Source organism: Anoxybacillus andreesenii (assembly GCF_030813005.1).
GTDB lineage: Bacteria > Bacillota > Bacilli > Bacillales > Cytobacillaceae > Robertmurraya > Robertmurraya andreesenii.
Genome location: NZ_JAUSTU010000001.1, coordinates 74,864 through 99,207, shown reverse-complemented (window position 1 = coordinate 99,207; position 24,344 = coordinate 74,864). Strand labels below are relative to the sequence as shown.

The 24,344-nt window shown below is 40.1% G+C and carries 25 protein-coding genes and 1 pseudogene; 7 read left to right on the top strand and 19 right to left on the bottom strand.

All coding sequences use genetic code 11. The features are described 5' to 3' along the window. Positions 1-119 precede the first annotated feature (119 nt). The 4 genes from lepB to J2S07_RS00490 all read right to left on the bottom strand — a co-directional run bounded on the left by lepB (position 120) and on the right by J2S07_RS00490 (position 4,451). On the bottom strand, positions 120-674 hold the full coding sequence (gene lepB, locus J2S07_RS00505; protein ID WP_307148431.1) for a signal peptidase I: 555 nt from the start codon (positions 672-674) through the stop codon (positions 120-122). A gap of 21 nt (positions 675-695) precedes the next feature. Next, on the bottom strand, positions 696-1,313 hold the full coding sequence (locus J2S07_RS00500; protein WP_307148430.1) for a TVP38/TMEM64 family protein: 618 nt from the start codon (positions 1,311-1,313) through the stop codon (positions 696-698). Positions 1,314-1,362: 49 nt separating this feature from the next. Beyond that, positions 1,363-2,295, bottom strand: a complete 933-nt coding sequence (locus J2S07_RS00495) for an LCP family protein (protein ID WP_307148429.1) — start codon at positions 2,293-2,295, stop codon at positions 1,363-1,365. 176 nt (positions 2,296-2,471) lie between these two features. Further along, entirely contained in the window at positions 2,472-4,451 is a 1,980-nt protein-coding gene (locus J2S07_RS00490; RefSeq protein WP_307148428.1) for a S9 family peptidase, read from the bottom strand. A 301-nt stretch (positions 4,452-4,752) separates the two neighbouring features. Here J2S07_RS00490 and J2S07_RS00485 point away from each other — a divergent pair, with 301 nt between their 5' ends. Continuing rightward, on the top strand, positions 4,753-5,142 hold the full coding sequence (locus tag J2S07_RS00485) for a YhjD family protein (protein WP_307148427.1): 390 nt from the start codon (positions 4,753-4,755) through the stop codon (positions 5,140-5,142). A 19-nt stretch (positions 5,143-5,161) separates the two neighbouring features. On the opposite strand, the gene J2S07_RS00480 is transcribed toward J2S07_RS00485, so the two are convergent. The 3 genes and pseudogenes from J2S07_RS00480 to J2S07_RS00470 all read right to left on the bottom strand — a co-directional run bounded on the left by J2S07_RS00480 (position 5,162) and on the right by J2S07_RS00470 (position 6,921). Next, positions 5,162-5,710 (bottom strand): competence protein ComK, encoded by a 549-nt coding sequence (locus J2S07_RS00480; RefSeq protein ID WP_307148426.1) that lies wholly within the window; start codon positions 5,708-5,710, stop codon positions 5,162-5,164. A 178-nt stretch (positions 5,711-5,888) separates the two neighbouring features. After that, complete coding sequence (locus J2S07_RS00475; protein WP_307148425.1) at positions 5,889-6,716, bottom strand: RNA-guided endonuclease TnpB family protein; 828 nt, start codon at positions 6,714-6,716, stop codon at positions 5,889-5,891. 11 nt (positions 6,717-6,727) lie between these two features. Beyond that, a pseudogene (locus tag J2S07_RS00470) lies at positions 6,728-6,921 on the bottom strand (transposase). Positions 6,922-7,156: 235 nt separating this feature from the next. Here J2S07_RS00470 and J2S07_RS00465 point away from each other — a divergent pair. After that, positions 7,157-7,393: an IDEAL domain-containing protein gene (locus J2S07_RS00465; protein WP_307148424.1), complete on the top strand. Its 237-nt coding sequence runs from the start codon at positions 7,157-7,159 to the stop codon at positions 7,391-7,393. Positions 7,394-7,459: 66 nt separating this feature from the next. Here the strand turns inward: J2S07_RS00465 and J2S07_RS00460 are convergent, their stop codons facing one another. The 6 genes from J2S07_RS00460 to J2S07_RS00435 form a co-directional block, all read right to left on the bottom strand. Next, complete coding sequence (locus J2S07_RS00460; RefSeq protein WP_307148423.1) at positions 7,460-8,737, bottom strand: M48 family metallopeptidase; 1,278 nt, start codon at positions 8,735-8,737, stop codon at positions 7,460-7,462. A 117-nt stretch (positions 8,738-8,854) separates the two neighbouring features. Continuing rightward, positions 8,855-9,160 (bottom strand): branched-chain amino acid transport AzlD family protein, encoded by a 306-nt coding sequence (locus J2S07_RS00455; RefSeq protein ID WP_307148422.1) that lies wholly within the window; start codon positions 9,158-9,160, stop codon positions 8,855-8,857. Further along, positions 9,150-9,881 (bottom strand): AzlC family ABC transporter permease, encoded by a 732-nt coding sequence (locus tag J2S07_RS00450; RefSeq protein ID WP_307148421.1) that lies wholly within the window; start codon positions 9,879-9,881, stop codon positions 9,150-9,152. The genes J2S07_RS00455 and J2S07_RS00450 overlap by 11 nt, the downstream gene beginning before the upstream one ends. Positions 9,882-10,113: 232 nt before the next feature. Then, on the bottom strand, positions 10,114-10,908 hold the full coding sequence (locus J2S07_RS00445) for an ABC transporter ATP-binding protein (RefSeq protein WP_307148734.1): 795 nt from the start codon (positions 10,906-10,908) through the stop codon (positions 10,114-10,116). Beyond that, positions 10,883-11,905: an ABC transporter permease gene (locus tag J2S07_RS00440; protein WP_307148420.1), complete on the bottom strand. Its 1,023-nt coding sequence runs from the start codon at positions 11,903-11,905 to the stop codon at positions 10,883-10,885. The genes J2S07_RS00445 and J2S07_RS00440 overlap by 26 nt, the downstream gene beginning before the upstream one ends. 81 nt (positions 11,906-11,986) lie before the next feature. After that, the gene (locus tag J2S07_RS00435; RefSeq protein ID WP_307148419.1) at positions 11,987-12,997 is read right to left on the bottom strand and encodes an ABC transporter substrate-binding protein; all 1,011 of its coding nucleotides are present in this window, start codon (positions 12,995-12,997) and stop codon (positions 11,987-11,989) included. A gap of 168 nt (positions 12,998-13,165) precedes the next feature. Here J2S07_RS00435 and J2S07_RS00430 point away from each other — a divergent pair, with 168 nt between their 5' ends. The 4 genes from J2S07_RS00430 to J2S07_RS00415 are packed head-to-tail and all read left to right on the top strand — an operon-like array spanning position 13,166 to position 15,816. Further along, positions 13,166-13,597, top strand: coding sequence for a C-GCAxxG-C-C family protein (locus J2S07_RS00430; RefSeq protein WP_307148418.1), 432 nt, complete (start codon positions 13,166-13,168; stop codon positions 13,595-13,597). 4 nt (positions 13,598-13,601) lie between these two features. Then, a complete protein-coding gene (gene modA / locus J2S07_RS00425) occupies positions 13,602-14,429 on the top strand; it encodes a molybdate ABC transporter substrate-binding protein (RefSeq protein ID WP_307148417.1) in 828 nt (275 codons plus the stop codon). 28 nt (positions 14,430-14,457) lie between these two features. Further along, positions 14,458-15,147 carry a molybdate ABC transporter permease subunit gene (gene modB / locus J2S07_RS00420; protein ID WP_307148416.1) on the top strand — a complete coding sequence of 230 codons (690 nt, stop codon included), beginning with the start codon at positions 14,458-14,460 and terminating at the stop codon, positions 15,145-15,147. 15 nt (positions 15,148-15,162) lie between these two features. Next, positions 15,163-15,816 carry an ATP-binding cassette domain-containing protein gene (locus J2S07_RS00415; protein WP_307148415.1) on the top strand — a complete coding sequence of 218 codons (654 nt, stop codon included), beginning with the start codon at positions 15,163-15,165 and terminating at the stop codon, positions 15,814-15,816. A 72-nt stretch (positions 15,817-15,888) separates the two neighbouring features. Here the strand turns inward: J2S07_RS00415 and J2S07_RS00410 are convergent, their stop codons facing one another. The 3 genes from J2S07_RS00410 to J2S07_RS00400 all read right to left on the bottom strand — a co-directional run bounded on the left by J2S07_RS00410 (position 15,889) and on the right by J2S07_RS00400 (position 19,467). After that, positions 15,889-17,442, bottom strand: a complete 1,554-nt coding sequence (locus J2S07_RS00410; protein ID WP_307148414.1) for a fatty acid--CoA ligase family protein — start codon at positions 17,440-17,442, stop codon at positions 15,889-15,891. 288 nt (positions 17,443-17,730) lie between these two features. Further along, the gene (gene lplA, locus J2S07_RS00405; RefSeq protein WP_307148413.1) at positions 17,731-18,720 is read right to left on the bottom strand and encodes a lipoate--protein ligase; all 990 of its coding nucleotides are present in this window, start codon (positions 18,718-18,720) and stop codon (positions 17,731-17,733) included. Positions 18,721-18,732: 12 nt separating this feature from the next. Next, on the bottom strand, positions 18,733-19,467 hold the full coding sequence (locus J2S07_RS00400) for an MBL fold metallo-hydrolase (protein ID WP_307148412.1): 735 nt from the start codon (positions 19,465-19,467) through the stop codon (positions 18,733-18,735). 166 nt (positions 19,468-19,633) lie between these two features. Between J2S07_RS00400 and yhfH the strand changes: the two genes are divergently transcribed. After that, positions 19,634-19,768, top strand: a complete 135-nt coding sequence (gene yhfH, locus J2S07_RS00395) for a protein YhfH (RefSeq protein ID WP_307148411.1) — start codon at positions 19,634-19,636, stop codon at positions 19,766-19,768. Positions 19,769-20,005: 237 nt separating this feature from the next. On the opposite strand, the gene J2S07_RS00390 is transcribed toward yhfH, so the two are convergent. From J2S07_RS00390 to hemY, 3 genes are all read right to left on the bottom strand, one after another. Beyond that, complete coding sequence (locus tag J2S07_RS00390) at positions 20,006-22,144, bottom strand: YhgE/Pip domain-containing protein (protein ID WP_307148410.1); 2,139 nt, start codon at positions 22,142-22,144, stop codon at positions 20,006-20,008. Between the two features lie 70 nt (positions 22,145-22,214). Next, complete coding sequence (locus tag J2S07_RS00385; RefSeq protein WP_307148409.1) at positions 22,215-22,787, bottom strand: TetR/AcrR family transcriptional regulator; 573 nt, start codon at positions 22,785-22,787, stop codon at positions 22,215-22,217. A gap of 128 nt (positions 22,788-22,915) precedes the next feature. Then, positions 22,916-24,328, bottom strand: coding sequence for a protoporphyrinogen oxidase (gene hemY / locus J2S07_RS00380; RefSeq protein ID WP_307148408.1), 1,413 nt, complete (start codon positions 24,326-24,328; stop codon positions 22,916-22,918). Between the last annotated feature and the right edge of the window lie 16 nt (positions 24,329-24,344).

Below are 24,344 nucleotides of genomic sequence, written 5' to 3'. Positions count from 1 at the left end.
TTGTGATTAGTGATTTTTGTATTATATATGATTCATGGTATAGGGCTTGCTATTCATATTGTGTCAGTTGAGAGCAGAGGAGATGTATAGTAAGAAAGATTTTAAAACAACTTCCAGCATTAAAATGATACATCCATATGATCAAGCGGCCAATAGCGTAAATTCACTTTTCCGACGACTTGATCAACCGAAATAAATCCAAATCGCCGACTATCATCGCTTTTCAAGCGGTTATCCCCCATCACAAACAGTTTCCCCTCGGGAACCACTTCCACACCTGTTTTCTCCTTTAAAGTAAAGTCTTCTGTGAAATTGCGTGTCAATGTTTGTCCCAGCTGTTTATTTAAGTAGGGTTCATCCACCTTCTTGCCATTAATATACAATTGGTCATCCTTATTTTCGATTCTATCCCCAGGTAATCCAATAATCCTCTTAACATAGTCTTCTTTTTCATTTGCATGGAAAACAATCACATCAAAGCGATTGAAATCGCCAATTTGATACCCGATTTTATTAATAATCAACTTATTTCCTTCCTCGAGTGTTGGCTTCATGGACTCTCCTACCACAACATAATTTGAAATGAAAAAGGTCCGTAGAAACACAACTACGACTAGTCCCATTCCAATCGCTTTGATCCATTCAATTCCTTCTTCTTTGATCCCTTTCTTCAATTCCCTTCACCTCTACAATCATTATCCATTTTGTCTCTCTATTTCGATATTATGATTAAATCTTTTTTCAATCTGTTTACCAACCAACCAGAGAACAACGATAACCACTCCAACAAGAGCCGTCCTTAATGGCTGTGTAATAAGCGAGCGAATATCATATCCAACGAAGCTCATTGTAAAAATCATCACCATTTTTCCAGTTAAGACTGCAAGCATATATTGAAACATGCTAATTTTAGAGAGTCCGGCGACAATGTTGACAACGGCAGATGGGGTAAAAGGGAAGCATAGCAGCAAGAAGAGCGGTCCAAACCCATGTCTCTCCACCCATGCCATGAGCTTTTGTACCTTCGAGTTTCTCTTTAAAAAACGCAAAAATTTCCTTTGACCAAACCTGCGCACAAGTAGAAAAACAAGATATGCGCCTGCAGATGCCCCTATCCATGAAAATAAAAAGCCAAACCATAATCCGAAAGCATTCGCATTCGCCATAACAAAGATCACCAACGGCAGAAATGGCAAAAATGCTTCAATCATCGGGAGCAATATACCCGGGAGCGGTCCAAACGACCGATATTCCGCAATGACTTTCATAATATTATCCAGTGTAAACCATTCTTTTAGTAAGTCAAAGTCCATTTGAAGCGTTCTCCTTTTTAGTTTGCACTCTTACAAAAAGGTCACTATTCTATTTTTGTAAGAATTCTCGAATAGCTTCTTTATTCTTCTCCACATCGATAGCTAATACCTCGGCCCCGTTTACATCGGCATCTTCCCATGCCCCATCGACTGGAACCCTTAGAGAATCAATATTTCGGTTATCCTTTGATAAGAAATCCTTGCCAATATAAAGCATATCACCTGTGTCCATATTCGTGTTAATAAACGGGGTCACTACTCCTATAAGCTTAGGGAGCTTTGGAATCGTTTGTATGCCAGTCAGCTGTTTGCCGATTTGCTTAACCACTTCCTGCTGACGCTGAACCCTTCCAAAATCACCTACTTTATCATGGCGGAAACGGACATAGCCGAGCAAGTGCTCTCCATCCAAATACTGCAACCCTGGCTTGATTACTACATCAATATTATGTGACATTTCCTTTTCTACGTTAACTTCAACACCCTTAGGGAATGCTTCGTCGATGAGTTGAACAAACCCTTCAAAATCAACGATGGCATAATATTGGATATCAATATCGAAATTTTCCTTGATTGTTTCGCGCAGCAGCTCAGGACCGCCCTTTGCAAATGCGGTATTGATTCTATTTTTCCCGTGCCCTGGAATTTCAACGTAGCTATCTCTCATAATCGAAATCAATTTATACGATTTTTTATCAGGATGATATCTGGCAATCATAATCGTATCTGCCCGTGAATGCTCCTCTCCTCTCGAATCGCTGCCAAGAAGAAGGACATTTGTGCCACCATACCGATCCTTCTTACCATTAAATTTATATTCCTTTTGTTCTACCGTATTTTTTGCCTTTTCTAATGACTGGGAAACTCCTTGCTTATATTGAAAATAACTATAGGCGAATCCGCCAACAATAAAGAGCAGAATAACGAACAATACCGCTTTCCATTTTTTTTTCTTCTTTTTCTTATGTCTCTCATATCTCATTAAAAATACCTTCCGATCGAAAAATTTAATAATCCATTTATATTAGACCGTATTTTCTCCATAGAAGTTTCATACCCATAAAATTTACGCTATTTTAAGAGTACCAAAAATAGTGGGATTTATCTATTTTTTATAAAACAAAAGCCGCAAAACATGAAGCTTTGCGGCTACTCCTACTATTTAATATACTCTTTAAACCAGTTTAAAATGTAATTTAATCTCGCAATTCTTAATGATGGCTTTCCACTTCTTGAGAGCTCGTGATTTGATTCAGGAAAGCGAACAAATTTTGTTTCTTTTTTCCGATGCTTTAAGGCGATAAATAGCTGCTCGGCCTGTTCAATCGGACAACGATAGTCTTTTTCGCTATGAAGAATGAGAAGTGGTGTCTCGACATTACCTACATAAGCAAGCGGGGAATGCTTCCACATCGTTTCAACATCCTCGAGCTCACTCTTGATTTGCCATGCATTGAAATAATAGCCAATGTCACTTACCCCATAGAAACTAATCCAGTTGGAAATCGAACGCTGAGTTACAGCGGCCTTGAAACGATTCGTATGGCCAACAATCCAGTTCGTCATGAAACCACCGTAGCTTCCACCTGTTACTCCAAGACGATTTTCATCAATGAAATCAAATGTTTCTAATGCATAGTCGACAGCCTCCATTAGATCGGCATAGTCTCTGCCTCCGTAGTCACCGCGAACTGCGTCAACAAACTTTTGACCGTATCCGTGGCTTCCTCTAGGATTGATAAAGAGAACGGCATAGCCTTCAGCTGCGAGCATTTGGAACTCTTGGAAATAGGTGTTTGCATACATCGCATGTGGCCCACCATGAATTTCAAGAATAAGTGGGTATTTTTTGCCTTCCTCAAAGTTAGCTGGCTTCATCATCCATCCGTGTAAATCCCAGCCATCCTTCGCCTTAAATTCTATTTCCTCCACATCTGCTAGCTTGACTTCATCTTTATATGACTTATTTACACTTGTTAATGCCTCAAGCTTTCCTGTTGGCACATCTAATAGATATAGCTCCCCTGGATCAGTCGGCTTGCTAATAGCAACTACTGCCCGATTTAAAGCACCGCCTGTTGTTAGACCATATACATGCTGGCTTTCCAACAATGCTGGATACATTTCTCCTTTTAGGGAGCCATAATAGACAGCTGTATTTCCATGATCAGACGCTAAGAAATAGAAGCTCTCATTGTCCTCCGTCCAAAGAATCCCCGGCGTAACAGCACCTTGCTGGAAATCACCAATGGCAAAGTCCCCAATTAATAAATCAGATTCTGCTGTTAAGCAATTTAGCTCCTTTTGCACGGTATCGTAAACCCAAACTTTGCTAAGGGTCGCATTTTCAAACTCTCTTTCATGACCAATGAGACCGATGTATCTTCCATTTGGAGACCAGGTCACACTGCCGAAATAGCCAGAACCTGTTGTAATTTTTTCGAGCTTCTTCGTCTCTAGCTCGAGCAAAAATACGTCACTCACAAAGGAGAAATCCAAATTTTCGCTTAAATCTGCCGAAACCGCTAAATGCTTGCCATCCGGTGACCAGCCTTGAAGATGGTAATCAACCTTTCCCTCTGTAATTAAATTAGTTTCACCTGTTTCTAGGTCAACAATGGCAATTTGACTGTACTTTCCATCCCAGAAGCCTGAAGCATCTGATTTGTACTTCATTTTATCAACTTCAAGAGGAACTAGCTTTTTCTCCTCTTTCTTATCCTTTGTTTCGATTGCTTCGTCTTCCGCAAGCGATACATTAAAAGCAATTTTCTTCCCATCTGGTGACCAAACAGGATTAGATGCCCCATTTGTACAGGTCGTCACCTGCTTCGCTTCCCCACCACTCGCTTTCATGACAAAGATTTGATTTTTCCCGCTTCGATTCGATACGAATGCAAGCTCGTCCTGAGCTGGAGACCAGCGTGGCGAGTGATTGCGATGCTCTCCATAGGTCCATTGCTGAGGGGTGTTTTTATCTTCTACATTTATGTAAAAAAGATTGGAAACATACTCATCCTTTTCTTCTGATATATGTGTTTGCACATAAACTAAATCTCTTCCATTGCTGCTTAGCCGAGGGTCTGCTACTGATTTTAGTTGATATAAATCCTCCGCTTTTAGGTTTCTCTTCGTCATATATATCCTCCTTCATTTTAGCCTTTTGATTATTTCGATACTTGAAATAATTTCTCCTGCCTTTTTAATAAAATTTTTTATTAATGAAGCATAATTACTTGTCAAATACATATAATTTTAATAAAATAAATACGAACGTTTGTTCCTTTTTTAAACTATATTATTGTTCAATGCTGATATAGCCTTCTGTGTATGCTGTGAATGAGTTTTATTCGGTACGAATAACGTAAATGAACCCATACACAGAAGGCGGTATTATGCTCCACACTTAAATAGAATCAAATTTTAAAGGAGAATGGTTATGACAAGAATCCCTGAGGAAGATCGAGATGTCATTGAGAAGGCGATCTATTTGCCAATGGTCCTCACTATTCTTAGTAGAGATTTAACTGTTTTTAATCAAAGTCCCTTTAAACTTAAGGACCCTTATGTCAACCTTGTTGAAGAAGCTATGAAAACCATTCAAGCGGAATTATCGCAGGTCAAGCAATATATGAGAAAAAATCATCTTAAGGTGTTTGAATTGAAGCGGGACGAAGCATTTACCATGTACACATTTCTCTATAAAGGCTATGAGGAGCACCATAGCTATTTCAATCCAAGGATACGCAATAAAGTACAGGAACTAATGGGATTTTACTTAAACCGAATGAACAATCCTTCACCTATCGATGTCAAAGAATCGTCTTAGAATTCTGGCGGACCCATTACTAGTAATATTTCTGTTGATTTTCAGCTGACAGCTGTATCCCAGCTTCACTTGTGTAAATAGAATTAGAATGTTCTACACTTGTCATCTTTGATAATTTGGTTTTGAGCATCATGGTGCGGACTAACTGATTTTTGAAGGAACTTGGTGAAATGGGGATCGGGATGAGTTGATTATTGCTGAACTCTACAATTGTCATACAATTAAGTTCACCCTTTTTATAATCGATAACATGGTCATACGCTATCCAAATGCAGTGGGGATTTTCAGGAGATGTCGTTGGGAAAAGATAGATAAGCGGGGAAATCGCAATAGGGACTTTATGAACGGTCCCGATAAATCTTCTGGCCGCCATTTTCCTTCCTTCATATGTACTTCCATTGTTCATGCAGCTTTCTTTCACAATATCCATCGGCTTAAATGGGGAAATTGCTCCTTTACCTAAATCAAAAATTTTTGAGAAAATCCTGTTTCCATATAAAATTGGTAACACAGCAACTGTAGAAGCATTAATTTTATATTCCTTAATTAACTTTCCTCCATTGTCCATTTTTTCAGCTCCTTTTCAATTAAATAACTACGTTTATTATTATTCACAGAGGTGAACTACCCCCCACTTAGTTAACCTTACGGTCTACTTGAAGTGGGGGCTTCTCGACTTATCGTTGCTTTTACTAGCCAACGAAAACTGACCGAGCTAACCCTCTTGTTCCAAGAGTTTTTGTTGCTTATGATAACGCTAATAGGCGTATACCTTCATTTTTGATATTGATTGCTGAATTATAGTCGCGTTCTGCAACATAGCCGCATGAACAATCGTAGGTGCGATCAGATAGTTTCATAGGTTTTTCTGCACCACAACAAGAACACTTCTTAGTAGAAGGAAACCATTTATCAATTTTCACAAGCTGTTTCCCTTGTTCTTTTAGCTTGTACGATAAGAATGTAGTGAACATGCCCCAACCATTGTCGTGAACGCTTTTACCAAAGTGAAGGGCTTGAGACATTCCTTTCATGTCCAAGTCCTCAATTACGACTGCATCGAAATTAGAAGCTAATTCTTTTGACTTATGGTGAAGGAAATTCATACGTTGGTTCGCCACTTTCTCATGTAACTTAGCCACTACTAGTCGTTGCCTGTTCCAACGTGCAGAACCTTTCTTGCGTTTCGATAGAATACGCCCAGCTTTTGCTAATTTTTCTGACATGACACGATAGTAACGAGGTTTTGCTTTACGGTTTTTGAACTTTGGAAATTCAGCATTTCCCTCAAAGAAGTTCTTATAAGCAGTTTGAAGGTTGATTTGTGCGTTCGCTAAGGCTAGTGAATCTACTTCCTTTAGGAATGGAAATTCACCTTTATATTTTGCAGGAGTCGGAAACTTTTGTTTTTTAAGTATTTCTTTATCGTCTTTGAATTTTTCATAAATTTCCTTGCGTTCCGCTAACATCTTATTGTAGACAAAGCGAACACAACCAAATGTCTTAGCTAATAATACGGATTGTTCTTTGTTTGGTAACAATCGAAATTTGAAAGCTTTGTTTTGTTTGGTCATATCAAATCACCTCATTTTTGACCTTGATTTTCAATATATTTTTTGATGCTATCTATTGGAGCACCGCCTGTTGTAAGTAGGCAGAAACTTCTTGACCAAAACATTTCTTTCCAAATTTTTTTCTGATATGCGGAAAGTCTCTCTTGATCAATCGAGAACTTGCACTCTTATAGGCATTGATGAACTTGGATAATTCATCTCCCACCTACTCATTAATGCTATTCGCACCTTCACATTCCTTGAGGATGGAAGACTTCTTTCGGAAAGCCGTTAAAATCATCATATCAATTAATATTCCATTTTTGCTATAATTTGTAATTTATTCGAAAAATAGTCATAATTTCAAGACCTGAGAACTATTTTCTAAATTTTATAAAAATTCTGTTGATTGTTCATTAAAAATCCAATATAATATCAAAAAGGCATCAGAGGTGATTTCGATGAAAGAAAACTCTTATACAGAATTAATGAAATCCGGTGCAATGAATCGCAAAAGAGCAAAGGAAGCCTATGTGTTAAATTTATACATCGATATGATATTATCAGAGGCATTATTAAAGTCTGAAAAGGAAAAGCTCTTAAAACGAATTGATAAAGCCATTGATGAACAAGATGAAGGATCTTTTCTAAAGCTTTCAAGGAGCTATAGGGAGCTCAACAAAAAATTTGGAACTTAGTTTCAGCTATTATCCTACTTTATACCCCCAAAAAATTTGAATCCCCGTCATTGTGACGGGGATATTTCATTGCTTTTGACTTCTTGTCTTTAGTTCATATTCCTCAATCGTAGAAATGCGCTCTAGCATTGTTGGGTGTCCATAGCGAAAAATTTTTACTAATAAAGGAGGGTTCACCTGGCTCAATCCAGCCCTGCTTAATTCTTGAAAAGTAGTAATCCCAGCCTCCGTATTTTTTGTCATTTCAATCGCATAATGGTCTGCCCTTGATTCCTGGTATCGCGAAACAAAGTTCGAGATTGGACTCGATGCAAACATTAACATCGAGAGAATCATTAGGAACAGAGGAAAGGAACGAATATCATTGACGGCAGGGATTTTTAAAGCCTCTCCCCATTTATTCACAATCCATTCCATCAAACGTGCGGTGATATAAAGTCCAACAAGGGAAAGCAGCAAATATCCGGCAATTCCAATATAGAGATGCTTCTCAACGTAATGAGCCATTTCATGTGCCATGATAAAAAGAATCTGATCGTCACTTAGCCGATTTAAAGTCGTATCCCAAAGAACAATCCGAGAGTTCGAACCAATACCAGTCACATAGGCATTTAAGGAATTGGTCTTTTCCGCCATATTGACTTCAAATACATGCTCGGCAGGGATATTCGCCTTGCTGGCTAGTTCTAAAATTTTCGCTTCCAGCTGCTTGTCCTTCAACGGATAAAAGTCATTATAAAGCGGGTCGATGACGACGGGCTGCAAGAACATAATAAATAATGTAAAAGGTACAGACAGGCCCCATGCATACAGCCACCATCTTTTTTTACTCTTTTTCATCAACCAATAGACCACTGTCACAATAATGAACATCGTCCCAAAGCTCAGCCAGAAATCAATTAATTCATCCTTCATCCACGAAGGAAAGGATTGCGTCGAAATATTGTAGGATTTTGATAACGAATAGCTAATATAGCTAAGTGGAAAGGTGGCCACAAAAGCAAAAAAAGATAGCCAAATCGTATAAATGGCCGTTTGAACCATTTTATATTTGGAGGATTGTCCGGCCCATTTTTTGAAAGCATTAGATAACCCAGTGATCAGTATGATCAAATAAAACAGCCACTCGAACGGCGTGCTCAAGAAAAATAATAAGTTCCTGATTTTCGAATATTCTTCACTAAGCATGAGCTCACGGGCATTCAGGAATGTAGCTGGATCAGCCTGCGTTCCTTCATACTCAAAGGGTAGGCTTGTATTTGAAAAATAAAACAAGTACCAGTAAAAGAATAACGCATAGAGAAAATATGCAATCATTCCGTATAAACCAATTTTTCTAGCCATTCCACTCCCCCTCGTATTATGTACAACCTATCTAATATCATTTTAGTTATAAAAAAAATAATTAGAACCATTATTAGCATTCCAAAAAATAATTAGCTGATTCCTAATCGAAATCAGCTAAAAAATAAAAGAATATAGGGATAATACAGCTATGGAACCTAAGACGACAACAATCACGTTCGCACCGAGATAAGCGATGAGAAAAGCAGCAGCGGCTCCGAGAACTCCATACCAAATATCCTCCTGGATAAAAAAGATACCTGGGAAAATAAGTGCTCCTAATGTGGCATAGGGAACATTTTTTAATATTCCCTGCAAAAACTCAGGCAGCTCCTTGCCGCGGAATAGAACAAAGGGGAGCATTCGTGGGATATAGGTGACAACCCCCATTCCAATAATCATCCAAACCATTTCACTTGTCATGCATATTCCCCCTCCTATTACCCTTTATCAACTCAATAAGCTCAACGATAACGGCTGAAAGCAAAGTTGCGATGACGATGGCCCAGCCGGTAGATAAAACATTTGTCAGCGTAAATATGGTGTTAAAAACGGCTGCTAAAGAAGCTAAAAATACTACCTTTAACCCTTTTTTCATTGAAGGCACTAACAGGCCAACAAACATTGCATACAAGGCAACGGACATGCTTTCTTGAAGGGTTTGCGGCAGGCTGGCACCCACGACATAACCAATTCCAGAGAAGACACCCCAGCTTAAATAAGCGATTAGGTTGAGGCCAAACATATAGCCAGCTGAAACCGTTCCTTCCTTTACTGCGGCAACGGAAAAGGTCTCGTCTGTAATTCCGAATGCATAAGCAGCCTTTGTCAGTGAATGATCCGGTTCACTTTTTTCATTTAGGGAAGCAGACATGAGAAAATGACGAATGTTGACGATAAAGGTTGTTAGGACAATTTCAAATGCTCCTGTTCCTAAGGTTAATAGACTTAAAGAAATATATTGGGCGGCACCAGCATACACGACCAAGCTCATTAGGAGTGTTTCCCCAATGGATAACCCAGTTGTTTTCGCGAGCAAACCAAATGTCAGTGCAACAGGAAAATAACCTATTGCAATGCTAACACCTGCTTGAGAGCCGCGTCTAAATTCCGTTCCTGATTTATGTAATGCAATATCCGGCATACATTCTCCCTCCAAATTTCTTCTATGTATAATATTTTTGTGATGAAGCGACTATTGCTTGACTCACGGGTACGATTCTAATGATTTGGTTCCCAGTCGGCGACTTTTTCTTGCCTCACGGGCATCCAACCATCAATAAGGTGCTGCAGACCTAAGCCTAGCAGCACCCTTCAACGTTTTATCAAATTATTATTCTTAATAATAACAATATTTAGGAAAAGATCCAAGTTTATTATATCAAAACCGCTCGGTCGCTCGCCATTTTCTCTCCACGAATGCGCTGGAATTCCTCGAGGAGCTTTTCAACGGTGAGCTGTTTTTTCTCTTCCTCATTCGCTTCAAAAATAATTTGACCTTTGTCCATCATAATCAATCGATTACCAAGCTCCAAAGCCTGCTGCATATTATGCGTGACCATTAAAGTTGTTAGTTGATATTCCTCGACAATTTGCTTCGTCAAGCGGGTGATGAGCTCTGCTCTTGATGGATCCAGTGCTGCTGTGTGCTCATCCAAAAGTAAAATTTTTGGCTCAGTAAAGGTTGCCATCAAAAGGGACAAGGCCTGGCGTTCCCCTCCAGATAGAAGTCCGACCTTTGCCTGCAAGCGATTCTCAAGACCTAAGTGTAGAATCTCGAGCTTTTCCTTAAAAAATTCCCTTTTCTTTTTCGAAACTCCGAGCCTAAGACCGCGGGCTCTCGTTCTTGCATAGGCAAGAGCTAAGTTCTCCTCAATGGTCATCGATGGGGCCGTTCCAGCCATCGGATCCTGGAAGACACGACCAATCAGCCTTGAACGCTTATGCTCTTTTACATTGGTAACATCAGATCCATCAATCTTAACCTCACCTACATCAGGCACGAGCTTTCCAGAAATCATGTTCATCAATGTGGATTTCCCCGCCCCATTACTTCCGATAACGGTCACGAAGTCTCCTGGCTCAAGCACTAAATTTACATGATCTAATGCTATTTTTTCATCGGGTGTCCCCTCATTAAAAACCTTATAAATCTGTCTTAATTGCAGCAAGGCTCTCACCACTCTTCTCTTTTGCTTTTGTACTGGATGCCAGCAACCGTCTTCGCCTCTTTTGCTTTTCCTTTTGAAAATCGATCGCCTTTGGGATCACTAATGCGCAGACAACAATAAAGGCCGTAATCAGCTTCATATCGCCCGTTTCCAAAAACTTTACCCGCAGGGCTAATGAAACGATAATTCTGTATAAAATCGCTCCACCGATGACCGCTAATGTCGCTCGGACGATATTTTTTGCACCGAAGACCGCTTCCCCGATAATAACAGAAGCAAGACCAATGACGATCATTCCGATTCCCATACCAACATCACTGAAGCCGCTATACTGGCCAATCAAAGCACCAGATAATGCAACTAACGCATTCGAAATACCAAGTCCCAATACCTTCAAAGTATCTGTGTTGGCTGAAAAGCTGCGAATCATCGTTTCGTTATCACCGGTTGCTCGGATCGCTAAACCAATATCTGTTTTTAAGAAACGATCAATAAGGACTTTAATGATTAATGCGAGTAAGATCATGATGATAAGAATCGCCCAAGTTTTTGGAATATAATTAGAAAGACCGATGGAAGAGAACAGAGACGCAATCCCGTCATCAATGCCTAATCCCTTCCAGAACTCTGTGATTTGTGAAATAAGTGTTTCTTCATTTAACAGTGAAAGATTGGATTTGCCCATGATTCGAAGATTGATAGAATACAAGGCAATCATCATTAAGATCCCCGAAAGTAGAGGATTTATTTTTCCCTTTGTATGAAGCAGCCCTGTGATGCAGCCAGCTAGGAATCCCGCAAATAGAGCAGCAATCGTTGCGATAATAGGACTGGTTCCTCCGATGATCAGAACTGCCGCAACGGCTGCTCCCGTAACGAAGCTCCCATCCACCGTTAAATCAGGAAAATCTAATATGCGAAATGACAAGTATACTCCGAGAGCCATTAGTGCATACATCGCACCGGCTTCCACGGAACCAAAGATAGCAGTAAACATAAAATCTTCCTTTCTTAAAAAACTCAGTGGAGAAATAGCTTAAGGGCTATCTACTTCAGGTAGTAGAAGCCCTTAAAAACCTTACTCTAAAAACTCAGCGATATCATTCCATTCTTCCTTCAGTTCCACGTTCATCTCGGCTGCCGCTTTTTTGTTGATAACAAGCTTAACCTCACTTGGATATTTTGAAGGAATCTCCGATGGTTTCTTCTCTCCCTTTAGGATTTGAATAGCCATTTGACCTGCTTCATAACCAATGGCATCATAGGATATTCCAAAAGCTGCAAAGGCTCCCTTTTCAACTGAATCGGTTTCCCCTGCAAAAAGCGGGATGTCATTTTCATTTGCGACCCCAATAACTGTATCGAGAGCGGACACTACTGTGTTATCGGTAATAATATAGAAGACGTCAACCTCTCCAATGAGAGACTCAGCTGCCTGCTTTACATCTGCTGTTGTGGAAACAGAACGCTCTACTAGCTCTACATCCTTTCCTTTTAACGCTTCCTTAATTTGGTCCACCTGTACAGTTGAGTTTTGTTCTCCTGTGTTATAGATCGTACCGATCTTCTTTGCCCCAAAATCCTTCACGATGAAGTCCACTGTCTTAGCAATCGCATCAGGGAACATATCGCTTGTCCCCGTTACATTTCCGCCTGGTGCTTCAAAGGAATCAATGAGTTTGGCCCCAACTGGATCCGTTACTGAAGTGAAAATAATTGGAATATCAGTCGTTGCATTTAAAGCACTTTGCGCACTTGGAGTAGCGTTCGCAAAGATAAGATCGACTTTGTCACCAACAAAATTATTCGCGATCGTTTGTGCATTATTTAAATCGTTCTGAGCGTTTTGCTCATCAAACTCAATTTTTAATCCTGATTCCTCTAGTGCCTTCTTAAAACCTGCGGTTGCTGCATCAAGAGAAGGGTGTTCGACAATTTGCGTAACCCCAACCTTATATGTCTTTTCAGCTTCTCCCCCACGAGAAGAGCCTGAACCCGTCCCTTCTGTTTTTTCTTTTCCACCACAGCCACTAAGTAGAAGGGCACCCATTAACCCAACCGTAGCCACTACTTTCAATTTTTTTAACATAATGCTCCCCCTCATTTATCCTTTCGCTTCTCTACTTTTACGCTTTTATGCACTAAATAATATTTAACTAGAATTATATAATTATCTTCCTTATTATTTCAAGTGTTTTTGCACAAGATTATTAATTTTTTGAAAATAATTATAATAACTACTTTAGGGGGTGATATCATGCCAGAAAACGACCATATCAAAGCGCAAATGAAGGATGTAGAGAAGATAGCCTTGAGTTATCACCAAAATGGTTTGAACGGCGCACAAGCTGTCCTCCAGGCATTAATGGACAGTGAGGTTATTGAAAATATGCCAGAACTAATCAAAATGACATCAGCTTGGAAGGGTGGGATTGCGGGAGGCACATGCTCAGCCTATGCAGCAGCTACTTTGGCACTCGGGTTAGAGCAAAACGATCGCGAAAAAAAGCTAAAAGCATTTGATCAATGGTTCAAGGAAAACTTTGGTGCCATTTCTTGTCCTGCAATTACTGCACAGGTAGGAGGACGCCCTTCCCCATCACAAAAATCCTTCTGTGATAAATTATCTGCTAAAACAGCAGGATACATATTTCAACTAACAAATTCAAACAAACAAAAGGAGAAATGAACGAATGTTTAAGAAATATAACTTGTTTGCCATCATTGCCGTTTTAGTTGCTTTATTGTTAACTGCTTGCAGTGGTAACAATGACACCTCATCTGAACCAAAGGAAAAGGAAAAGGAAAAGAAAAAAGAGGATGAACCACAGGTAGAAATCATCGTATCAGCCGCAGCAAGCCTTACAGATGTTGCCGAAGAAATTAAGGCAAAATTCAACGAAAAAAATCCTAATATCACGGTTACTTATAACTTTGGAAGCTCAGGAAAGCTGTCCCAGCAAATCCAGCAAGGTGCACCAGCCGATATTTTTCTATCAGCAAGTAAGAAGGATATGGATTTTCTAGCAGAGAACAAATTGATTGTTGAAGATTCACGCTTTGATTTTGCTGGCAATGAGCTTGTTGTGATCACAGAAAAATCTAAGGAGCTTGAACTAGCCAAGCTTGAGGATATTGCCACACTTGACGTTAAAAATATTGTGATGGGCGATACAGAAGCTACACCACTTGGACGCTATGGGAAAGAGGCTTTGCAAACGCTTGGTGTTTGGGACAAGATTGAAAGCAAAATGGTTTATATGAGTGATGTGAACCAAGTATTAACACATGTGGAAACACAAAATGCGGAAATCGGTATCGTATTTAATACAGATGCCCAAAGAGCAGAAAATGTAAAAATCCTAACAAAAATCGATAAGAGCTTACATGCACCTGTTATCTATCCAGCTGCTGCCATCAATACTTCCAAAGCACAAGAAGCTGCACAGCTTTATTTAGATTTCCTAGGCAGTGACGAAGGTAAAAGCATTCTAGAAGCCAAGGGATTTTTAGTCAATTAAGAAAGCCTCCGAATGAATAGGTGGGAGAATGATTAACGAGAACCTGTCTCCATTATTTTTATCATTAAAGATCGCCGGGTTAAGTATCATTTTTGTTTTCATAACAGGAGTATTTCTTGCCCGTTTTCTTTCTCGTCGTGAGTTTTTTGGAAAAAATGTCATTGAAGCGCTCTTTTTGCTTCCACTTGTTCTACCACCAACCGTCGTTGGCTTTGGTTTGCTCTTAATATTTGGGAAGAACGGATTTATTGGGCAATGGCTCCTTAAATATGACATTCAATTGATTTTTGATTGGAAGGGAGCTGTGATCGCCTCTATCATTGTTTCCTTTCCCCTAATGTACCAAAGTGCCTCAGGTGCTTTTAAAACGATCGACGAACGATTGGAAAATGCTGCACTAACAATGGGAGCATCCAAATGGCGTGTCTTTCTAACCGTTACACTGCCATTGGTTTGGCCTGGGCTACTTTCGGGACTTGTATTAGCCTTTGCAAGAGCACTCGGAGAGTTTGGCGCCACATTAATGCTCGCAGGCTACATTCCAGGAAGAACGGATACGATTCCATTGGTGATTTATTTTGCGGTTGAAAATGGAGAAATGGAAAAGGCCTACTTCTGGGTTGCCATTATCGTTGCACTGGGCTTTAGTACGATTATGTGGTTGAATTGGTGGACGAAGCACAATGTTAGAAGGTTTGAATATGAGGAAAAAAAGTAGCTTAGGAGATTTGGTATGTTATCCGTAACAATTCATAAAAGACTACAGCATTTCGATCTAGATGTACAGTTCTCAGTAAAAGATGAGATTGTTGTGTTATTCGGGCCCTCTGGCTCAGGTAAAACAACCATACTGAACAATATTGCAGGGCTTAGTCATCCTGATAATGGACATATCGAACTGAATAAACGGATATTCTTCATGAAAAAGCAAAAGCCACTGCCTGTGCAAAAAAGAAGAGTTGGTTATTTATTTCAGGACTATGCCCTCTTCCCTCATATGACCGTGGAGAAAAACATTTACTATGGCGTCGGTAAAAAGCATAGTGCTGATCATTCTGAAACGATACGCTCTATAATAGAAGAACTTGGAATTGAGCATTTGCTTTCGAAGTATCCAAAGCAAATTTCCGGCGGGGAAAAGCAGCGAGTGGCACTAACCCGTGCCCTTGCTACAAAGCCTCAGCTTCTCCTGCTTGATGAGCCCTTCTCCGCTTTGGATCAGGCAACAAGATTGCAATGCCATGAACAGCTTCTGTCCTTGCATAGCAAATGGAATATTCCCATTATCCTTGTGACTCATAATCTTGAAGAGGCGCAAAAGCTAGGGGACCGAATACTCTTTATCGAAAGAGGAAAATTCATTGATTCAATGGAACAAACCGGATAATGGAAGAAAGCAGGCCATGTTGTTGGCCTGCTTTCTATATAAAAATGAACCACCGATTTAAAAGCTATACAGTTAATTCTTCACAACCTGCTCCTTCAATGCTCTTCTCAGGATTTTTCCCGTTGTGTTTTTAGGCAGTTCCTCTAAGAACTCTACCGAACAAGGAACCTTGTACTTAGCTAAATGCTCTCGGCAATAGGCAATGACCGCTTCCTCCGTCAAACTTGGATTCTTGCTGACAATATAGGCTCTAACCGCCTCGCCTTGGTTTGGATCTGGAACACCGACGACCGCAACCTCCACGACGTCAGGATGATTATAAAGCACTTCCTCCACTTCACGTGGATAGACATTATACCCACCGACAATGACTAAGTCCTTTTTGCGGTCCACGATATAAAAATAGCCATCCTCATCCATCTTTGCCATATCACCTGTATATAACCAACCATCGCGAATCGTTGCAGCTGTCTCTTCAGGCATTTTATAATAGCCCTTCATCACATTCGGCCCACGAACAATTAATTCACCTGATTCCCCAACTGGCACCTCTTCCCCAAGCTCATTGACAACCTTATTCTCAACATGAATAATGGATGGTCCAATGGAACCAGGCTTCCGCGGACGATCAAGTGGGTTGAAGCATGTCACAGGAGAAGCCTCCGATAATCCATAGCCCTCTGAAATCATGACATTAAATTTTTCCTCAAAGCTCTTTAATAGAGCGACAGGCATGGCAGCCCCACCAGAAATACATAGTCTTAAAGACTTCAAGTCTTGTGGATCGCCATCTGGATATTGATAGAGGAAATTATACATCGTAGGTACGCCTGCAAAAATCGTAGGCTGATATTTTTTTGCTAATCGGAAAATTTCCTTTGGACTAAATTTCGGATCAATTAGAATCGTTGCTCCCTTTAGGAGTGGCGCATTCAACGAAACCGTCAAACAAAAGACGTGGAACATCGGCAAAGTTGTAATGACACGGTCATCCTCATTCATTCGTAGATAAGTCCCTACATCCCTCGCATTGGAATAGAGATTTTTATGGGTTAACATCGCACCCTTTGGCTTGCCCGTAGTTCCTGAGGTATAAAGAATAATTGCGACATCTTCCTCATCTAATTCAGGGCCCGCAAAGCTTATATCTCCTGAAGCCACTACGTCCGTAAACGATTTTAGCTTCGGATAAATAGATAATTGGCTGACATCCACATTTGCCTCTTTTCCTTGAGGTGTTTCACATATGATATAGTTCTCAACCATAGGAAGGGCATGCTGCATTTTCTCAGCTAGTGGCACCAACAAATCAAGTGAAATAATCGTCTTAACATCCCCATTGTGTAATATGTAGCCAATTTCATCTGGTGTATAGATGGGATTAATCGGGATAACGGTTGCCCCTAATCGCAATGCCCCATACATCCCAATCACGAAAAACGGTGAGTTTCCTAAAAGCATGGCGACATGATCCCCTTTTTTGACGCCTAGCTTCTCCAGTCCTGATGCAAATTTCGTAATTGCTCCATCCAGCTCAGCATACGAACTTGCTTGATCCATAAAGTAATAGGCTGGTTTTTCTGGAATTCTTTTTGCAGTTTCATGTAACTGTGAAGATAAATTCATCGACTCCATCCCCTTTAGATTTGTGAAGTCTTTTCCCGCAAAATACGGTGGAGTATCTCTTTATGGTGTCGAAACATTATACCTTGCGAAAATGTTCACAAAGTTTTAATAATTTTCTAGATATATTATATTGAAAAAGGGATAGAGTTACAAGGGAAAACGCATACAAAAATGAATTTTTAAAAAATTAAATTTCGATATAATTTTTTGTCGCTATCTAAGTTGTTTTTATCGAGTTTACATAAAGACTTCATTTTTTCACAAAAGAAAAAACGCCCGAAGGCGCCTTTAGTATAGTAGCTGTGCAAAATCCTCTTTTGTTATATTCCCAAAATAATGTTGGATGTCGATATCTTCTAGTACACGGTCAATCTCTGACTTCTCATATCGGAGGCCGACTAGCTTTTTCTCAATATCAGACACATCCCCAACACCGAAGAAGTCCCCAAAGATTTTGCAATTTTCGATGATGCCTTTGTTCACCTCTAAGCGTACATCAATACTCCCCACTGGGAACCTGTGAGAGTGCTGCAAGTTAAATTTCGGCGACTTCCCATAATTCCAATCCCAATTTTGATAACGCTCCTTTGAGAGCTCATGAATCTTCTGCCAATCTTCATCGGTTAGAACATATTCCTCAATTTTGTCCTTCCCACCAAATATGTTTTCTAAAAGTAGGGAACGAAAGTCCTCCATAGAAATTTTTTCATCTAGAAATTCCGATATATTCGCAACTCGGCTTCGAATGGATTTAATTCCTTTTGATTCGATTTTATCCTTTTTTACCTTAAGAGCTGAGACGACATTGTCAATTTCGGAATCAAGCATCAGCGTTCCATGACTAAACATTCTTCCTCTTGTGGAAAATTGGGCATTGCCGGAGATTTTTCGTCCTTCTACAACGAGGTCATTTCGCCCACTTAGCTCTGCATTGACTCCTAGCTTTCTTAAAGCCTCCACAACAGGTTCTGTGAACTTCCTGAAATTATGGAAGGACTCTCCGTCATCCTTCGTAATAAAGCTAAAATTCAAATTTCCTAAATCATGATAGACAGCGCCGCCGCCAGAGAGCCTGCGGACAACCTTAATGTCATGAGCCTCTACATATTCCGTATTGATTTCCTCAATCGTATTTTGATTCTTTCCGATAATAATCGAAGGCGCATTTATGTAAAATAACAAATACGTTTCATTGATGTTCAAATTTTTTAAGGCATACTCCTCAATTGCCAAATTGATTCGTGGATCCGTAATGCCTCTATTGTCGATAAATAACATTCAAGCAACTCCTTACCATTCAATTATTTTCCCATATTCCGCAAGTTCAAGAGAGCCATCGTAAACCTCCGCTGTTTCCGTAATCAAGTTCTTAAGCTCTCCAAAATGCGGTAGATGGGTAAGTACAACTTGTTTCACCTTTGCAGCCTGTGCCAGCCTCCCAACATCTGTACTATTCATATGACCTGCGCTTTTGCCATCCTGGTCACGATAGAAATTACATTCTGAGAGAAGCAAATCAGCATGCATGGTAAATGGAATGAACTCATCCTTATAAGAGGTATCCCCCGTATAAACGAGTGATTTGCCATCCGCTTCAATTCTCATTGCAAAGCAGGGTGCAGGATGATCAGTCCTTAAAAATTGTACCGTAAATGGACCAACCGATAAAGTTTTTTGCGGATCATAGGCAACACCTTCTGTAACACCCTTATGGGTTAGTTTGGCAAATTCAGCTTCGTCTAACGTATGGCCATAGATCGGTAAGGACTCCATACTCTTCCCAAGAAAACCTTGAATCAATCGGGCATGCTGCAGGACACCGATATCTGCAATATGATCGGCATGATAATGGGAGATGATCACCGCATCAAGATCCTCGGGAGGTAATAAATTTTGCATCTTTGATAGTATCCCGCTCCCACAATCAATCAATAATTTGAACCCATTTTCCTCTAACAGGTAGCCAGCACTTGCTTCATTTGCCTTCGGATAGCCTCCCCAATAGCCAATAATCGTTAATTTCATCCTTTCTCCTCCTTCTGTACTTATCAATTTTGATGGTTCTCTGTTAATTATAAATCTTTTTTCAAAAAAATTAAAAAACAGCGTTGACAATTCTTCATCTGTTATAATACAATATGATTAATCTTAGAACTGTTTGAAACACCTAATACACAAGGAGGCCCTTAAGATGATTCAGAACATCGTTGAATTTTTTAGGAATTTACCAGCAAAAGTGTGCAGTGAGTGTGGAGGCACAATCGATGAACAGCATGAATGCTACAGCAATAAGTGTGATCAATGCCAAGGTGTTACAAGTCTATAGGTTACCTATTTTTGTAGTTTAATATTTCCATGTTTTACTGGTACATGATGCACCTGCATTTTGTTCCATAATCCCTTCCAATTTTGAAAACCCGTTGTCATATGACAACGGGTCCTTTTTTTTCCAAACTATTTAGTGCCAATCTACATGCCGCCTTATACAGGTACGTTCATTAAGGTATTCGTACCGAATAAAACCCATTCACGCACAAGTATAAGGCTAAAACCAATAAATTTATTAATCTTGTACAAGTGTCTTAAATTGACGTTTATGCATTAATTTAAAGTATCCGAGACTACCAATCATGAAGATAGCCATGAATCCTATTAGGATAAATAGATTATGCCACATGACTGAATAATCCCCACTCGAGATCACTGCCTTGAATCCTTGAACCGTATAGGTCATTGGTAAAAAGGCATTGAAATGCTGTAAAAAGCCTGGAATCACTTCTAGTGGGAATGTACCCGCACTTGTTGTTAATTGGAAAATCAATATTAGGATCGCAATGAAACGTCCAGGATCTCCGAATGCTGTTACAAAGAATTGAATTAAAGCAACAAATGTAATGCTTGTTGCAATTACAAACAATAGGAACAATGGAATATTTTTTACCTCTAAACCTAGTCCTAGTATTAGTACAGCTGCTGCAATTAAGCCTTGAACAATTCCAATTGCAGAAAGTATCGTAAATTTGCTTGTAAACCAGTTCCATGCATTTCTTGGGATCGCTGCAGGCTCTTTTAATGGGAAGACAATGGATAAAAGAAGTGCTCCAACAAATAATCCAAGTGAGATGAAGTATGGTGCAAATCCTGTACCGTAGTTAGGTACTTCATTGATTTTTTCATTCTTTACTTTTACGGGACTCGCCATCATATTAAATGTTTTATCATCAGCGTGTACAGAAGTTGCTTCATCCGCGCCTTCTGACAGCTTGTCGGCTAATTCCTTACTGCCGTCGGAAACCTCTTTCGTCCCGTCAGCAATCTTCTTCGCACCTTCCTCTAACTGACCAGCGCCACTTGTTATTTTATCCGTTCCATCAGCCAGCTGATTTAGTCCTCCAGATAATGTTCCAGCACCAGTAACAAGCTTATTCGCACCATTTTGTGCTTCGGCGAACTTCTGGTCGTAAGTCTTCATTCCAGCTTGAAAATCTTTAACCCCTTTGGCAAGCTTTCCTGCTCCTGCCTCAAGTTCTGGTGTACGAGTAGCTAATTGTCCAATACCAGCTGCCAGCTGTTCTTGACCTTTATTAAGCTGCTCTGCACCACCATGTAATTTATTGGCGCCATTTGATAGTTCGACAGATGATTTAGATAATTGATCGAGACTTGCAAACAATGTTAGAACTTCTTTTTGTTTTTCAGGTGGCATTTGTGCAATGACATCATTCATACTATTTTTAAATTGGGTCATTCCAGCATTGACACTTTGCATCCCTTGCTGAAATTGCGCCAAATTTTCCGAGAGGCTCTTCGCCCCGGCTTCAACACTTGCTGCCCCATTCTTCAATGCTGGCATATTTCCATTTATTTGGTCAATCCCAGCCTTAGCAGCTGAAACCCCATCTGCCAGTCCTTGACTTCCTGCGGCAAGATCACCTGTTAACGATGTTAGTGTTGAATGGCCTTTTCCTAATTCAGCTAACCCTTGATTAAGAGTATTAAGTCCAGAGGCCAATTCCTTTGAACCATTATTTGCTGTATACATTCCCTCTTTAAACTCGATGGATTTGCTTGCAAGTTCTGCTAGCTTCTCATGCAAGGTTGCCGTTCCATCCTTTAACTCATTCGAACCATCGCTGAGCTTACCAGCACCATCACTAGCTTGGCCAATCCCATCAGCCATATCCGTGATTTTTGAGAAAATCGTATCAGCGTAGGTTTCTGTTACCTTCTCAGAAAGAGAAGCTTTGATTTTCTCCATTGCTGTTTCACCAATTTGTGAAGCTAGGAAGTTATAGCTTTCATTCGGCACATAAACTAAGTCTAATTTTTTCGGTTCATCATCCATTAAGGTCGTTGCATTTTCAGAGAAGTTGTCAGGAATTTCAACAAGCAAATAATAATCCTGATTTTTTAGCCCTTTATATGCATCCTTTTTGGATTTGAAATCAAACTTAAAATTATCACTATCCTTTAGTTTATCGACCAATTCATCCCCTAGTGCAAGATGCTCCCCTTCAAAGCTTGCTCCCTTATCCTCATTTACAATCACAACCGGAAGGTCATCCATATGAGCGTAAGGGTCCCAGAAGGCCCATAGGAACATTCCACTATATAGTACCGGGATAAATAGGAGCGCGATAATCGGTACACGGATTTTCCTATTGGTGAAAATATGTCGTAATTCTTCTTTCAATAGATGCATAAAACGTAACCTCCGAGATGTTTGACCGTTTTGTTCAATTGGTCATGTTTTTCCAAAAGCTAAGGACTACCTACTTAGATAATCCTTCAAAAATGTACTTTTCCAAGAGCTCAGCAATTTCTTCCTTTTCCAATGGCTCATGATTTTTTTCCCAATCAAAAATTAGAGCGATGTAGAGCTTCAACATTACAAAGGATGTGATTTCTGGATCACATGGCTGGATTTCTCCCTTATCAATGGCCACAACAATCTTATCCTTAATATAATTCAAGATGGCCTGCTCTAATTTCACCATAACTTCCATCACAGCCGGTGTTCCCATTTCCTTTTCTTCCTGAAACAGCTTAATCGTGAGCTGGTGCTCCAAACGGAACTCTAGTATTCTATACAGGGCTCGATGCACATTTTCGTAAAAGGAAAAGGATGGATTAATCACTTCTTCTGCAGCTTGCTTCATCTCCTTAATCAAACGATTGATAATCTCATCAAATAGCTCTTCCTTCGTTTTGAAAAAGGTGTAGATCGTCCCTTTGCCCACGTTAGCTATTTTTGCCACCTGCTCCATTGTCGTTGCCTTAAAACCAAATAAGGAAAAGGATTTGGTTGCAGCTTCCACAATGAGCTTCCTTCGATCAACGGCCATATCGTCACCTCTTATGACCAATTGTCCAAATTGGTCATTTAGTACATTGTTTATTATATCCTGTTCTTAAATATTGTCAACCAAAAAACAAAAGGGAAACTGAAATTCTCAGATTCACCTTAGTCAAACTATTTTAAATAATTTAATACCTTTTGGACTGCCGCTTCACCTTGGTCAATACAATCTGGAATTCCTAAGCCCTCAAAGGAGCTTCCCGCAATGAACACTCCCGGTAGTTCTTGATTTACATGGTCTAGAACCTGTGCTAACCGTTCCTTATGTCCGACCGTATACTGTGGCATAGCATTCTTCCATCTTGAAATAACGGCAAATTCTGGCTCCATCGTAATGTTCATCGTCTTGTTCATATCTTCAAGTACAATTTTGATAATTTCATCGTCGGATAGGTCCACTACCGTTTCATCCCCAGCACGGCCAACGAAACAGCGAAGCAGAACCTTATCCTCTGGGCAGGAGTGAGGCCATTTTTTATGCCCCCACGTACAAGCGGTAATCGTATAGTCACTGTTACGAGAAACGACAAATCCCGTCCCATCGATATCCTTTGCAATGGCTTCCCTTGGAAATGCGAGAGCAACGTTTGCCACCGATGTGGATGGAACATCTTCAAATATCTCAAAAAATTCATAATCAGGAAAAATAGCCGGCAATACCTGATGTGATACAGTTGATACGACTGTATCCGCTTGTAGCGTTTCACCACTATTTAAACGGATGTTATAGCCATTTTCTGTTTTCCTTACATATTCAACGCGCTGACCCTTTCGAATGGAATGCGGATCCAGCTTATCCTCAATCGCATCCACAAAAGATTGCAAACCACCCTTTGGGGTAAGAAACATTCCTTTTTTGCTTCCCTTTGCAGCAGGGCTCTTCTTTGGAGCTGGCGTCCCTTTTTTCATCCCGATAACGAGACTGCGATACTTTTGCTCTACCTCATAGAATTGTGGGAACGTCGACATTAAACTCATTTGATCAATATCACCAGCATAGATCCCCGATAATAATGGCTCAATTAAATTTTCTACGACTTCATCTCCTAATCTTCTCCTAAAGAAATGACCTAATGACTGGTCCCGAGCGGCATTCGATCTTGGCAGTACAAAATCGGCTCCTGCTCTCATTTTTCCTGCGAGAGAAAAAAGTCCGGTTGTAATGAATGGACCAATTTGAGTGGGTATCCCCATAATTGAACCACCTGGCATTGGATGGAGCCTTCCTTTTGCAAGGACATATGATTTTCCTGCTGTATTACTCACTAACTGATCCCCAATACCTACTTCTTTGGCGAGCCTAGAAGCACTTTGTTTCCGAGCTATAAATGAATCTGGACCCCTTTCAATCACAAATCCATCACGAACCACTGTTTGGATTTTACCACCAAGACGATGGGTTGCTTCAATTAAGATGACTTCTATTGGAAGCTTCTTCTCCCGTGCTTCTTTCTGTAGATAGAAAGCAGTTGTGAGACCTGTAATACCTCCCCCAAGTATTACAACCCTTTTACTTGTTTCAGACACAGTAAATCGCCTTCTT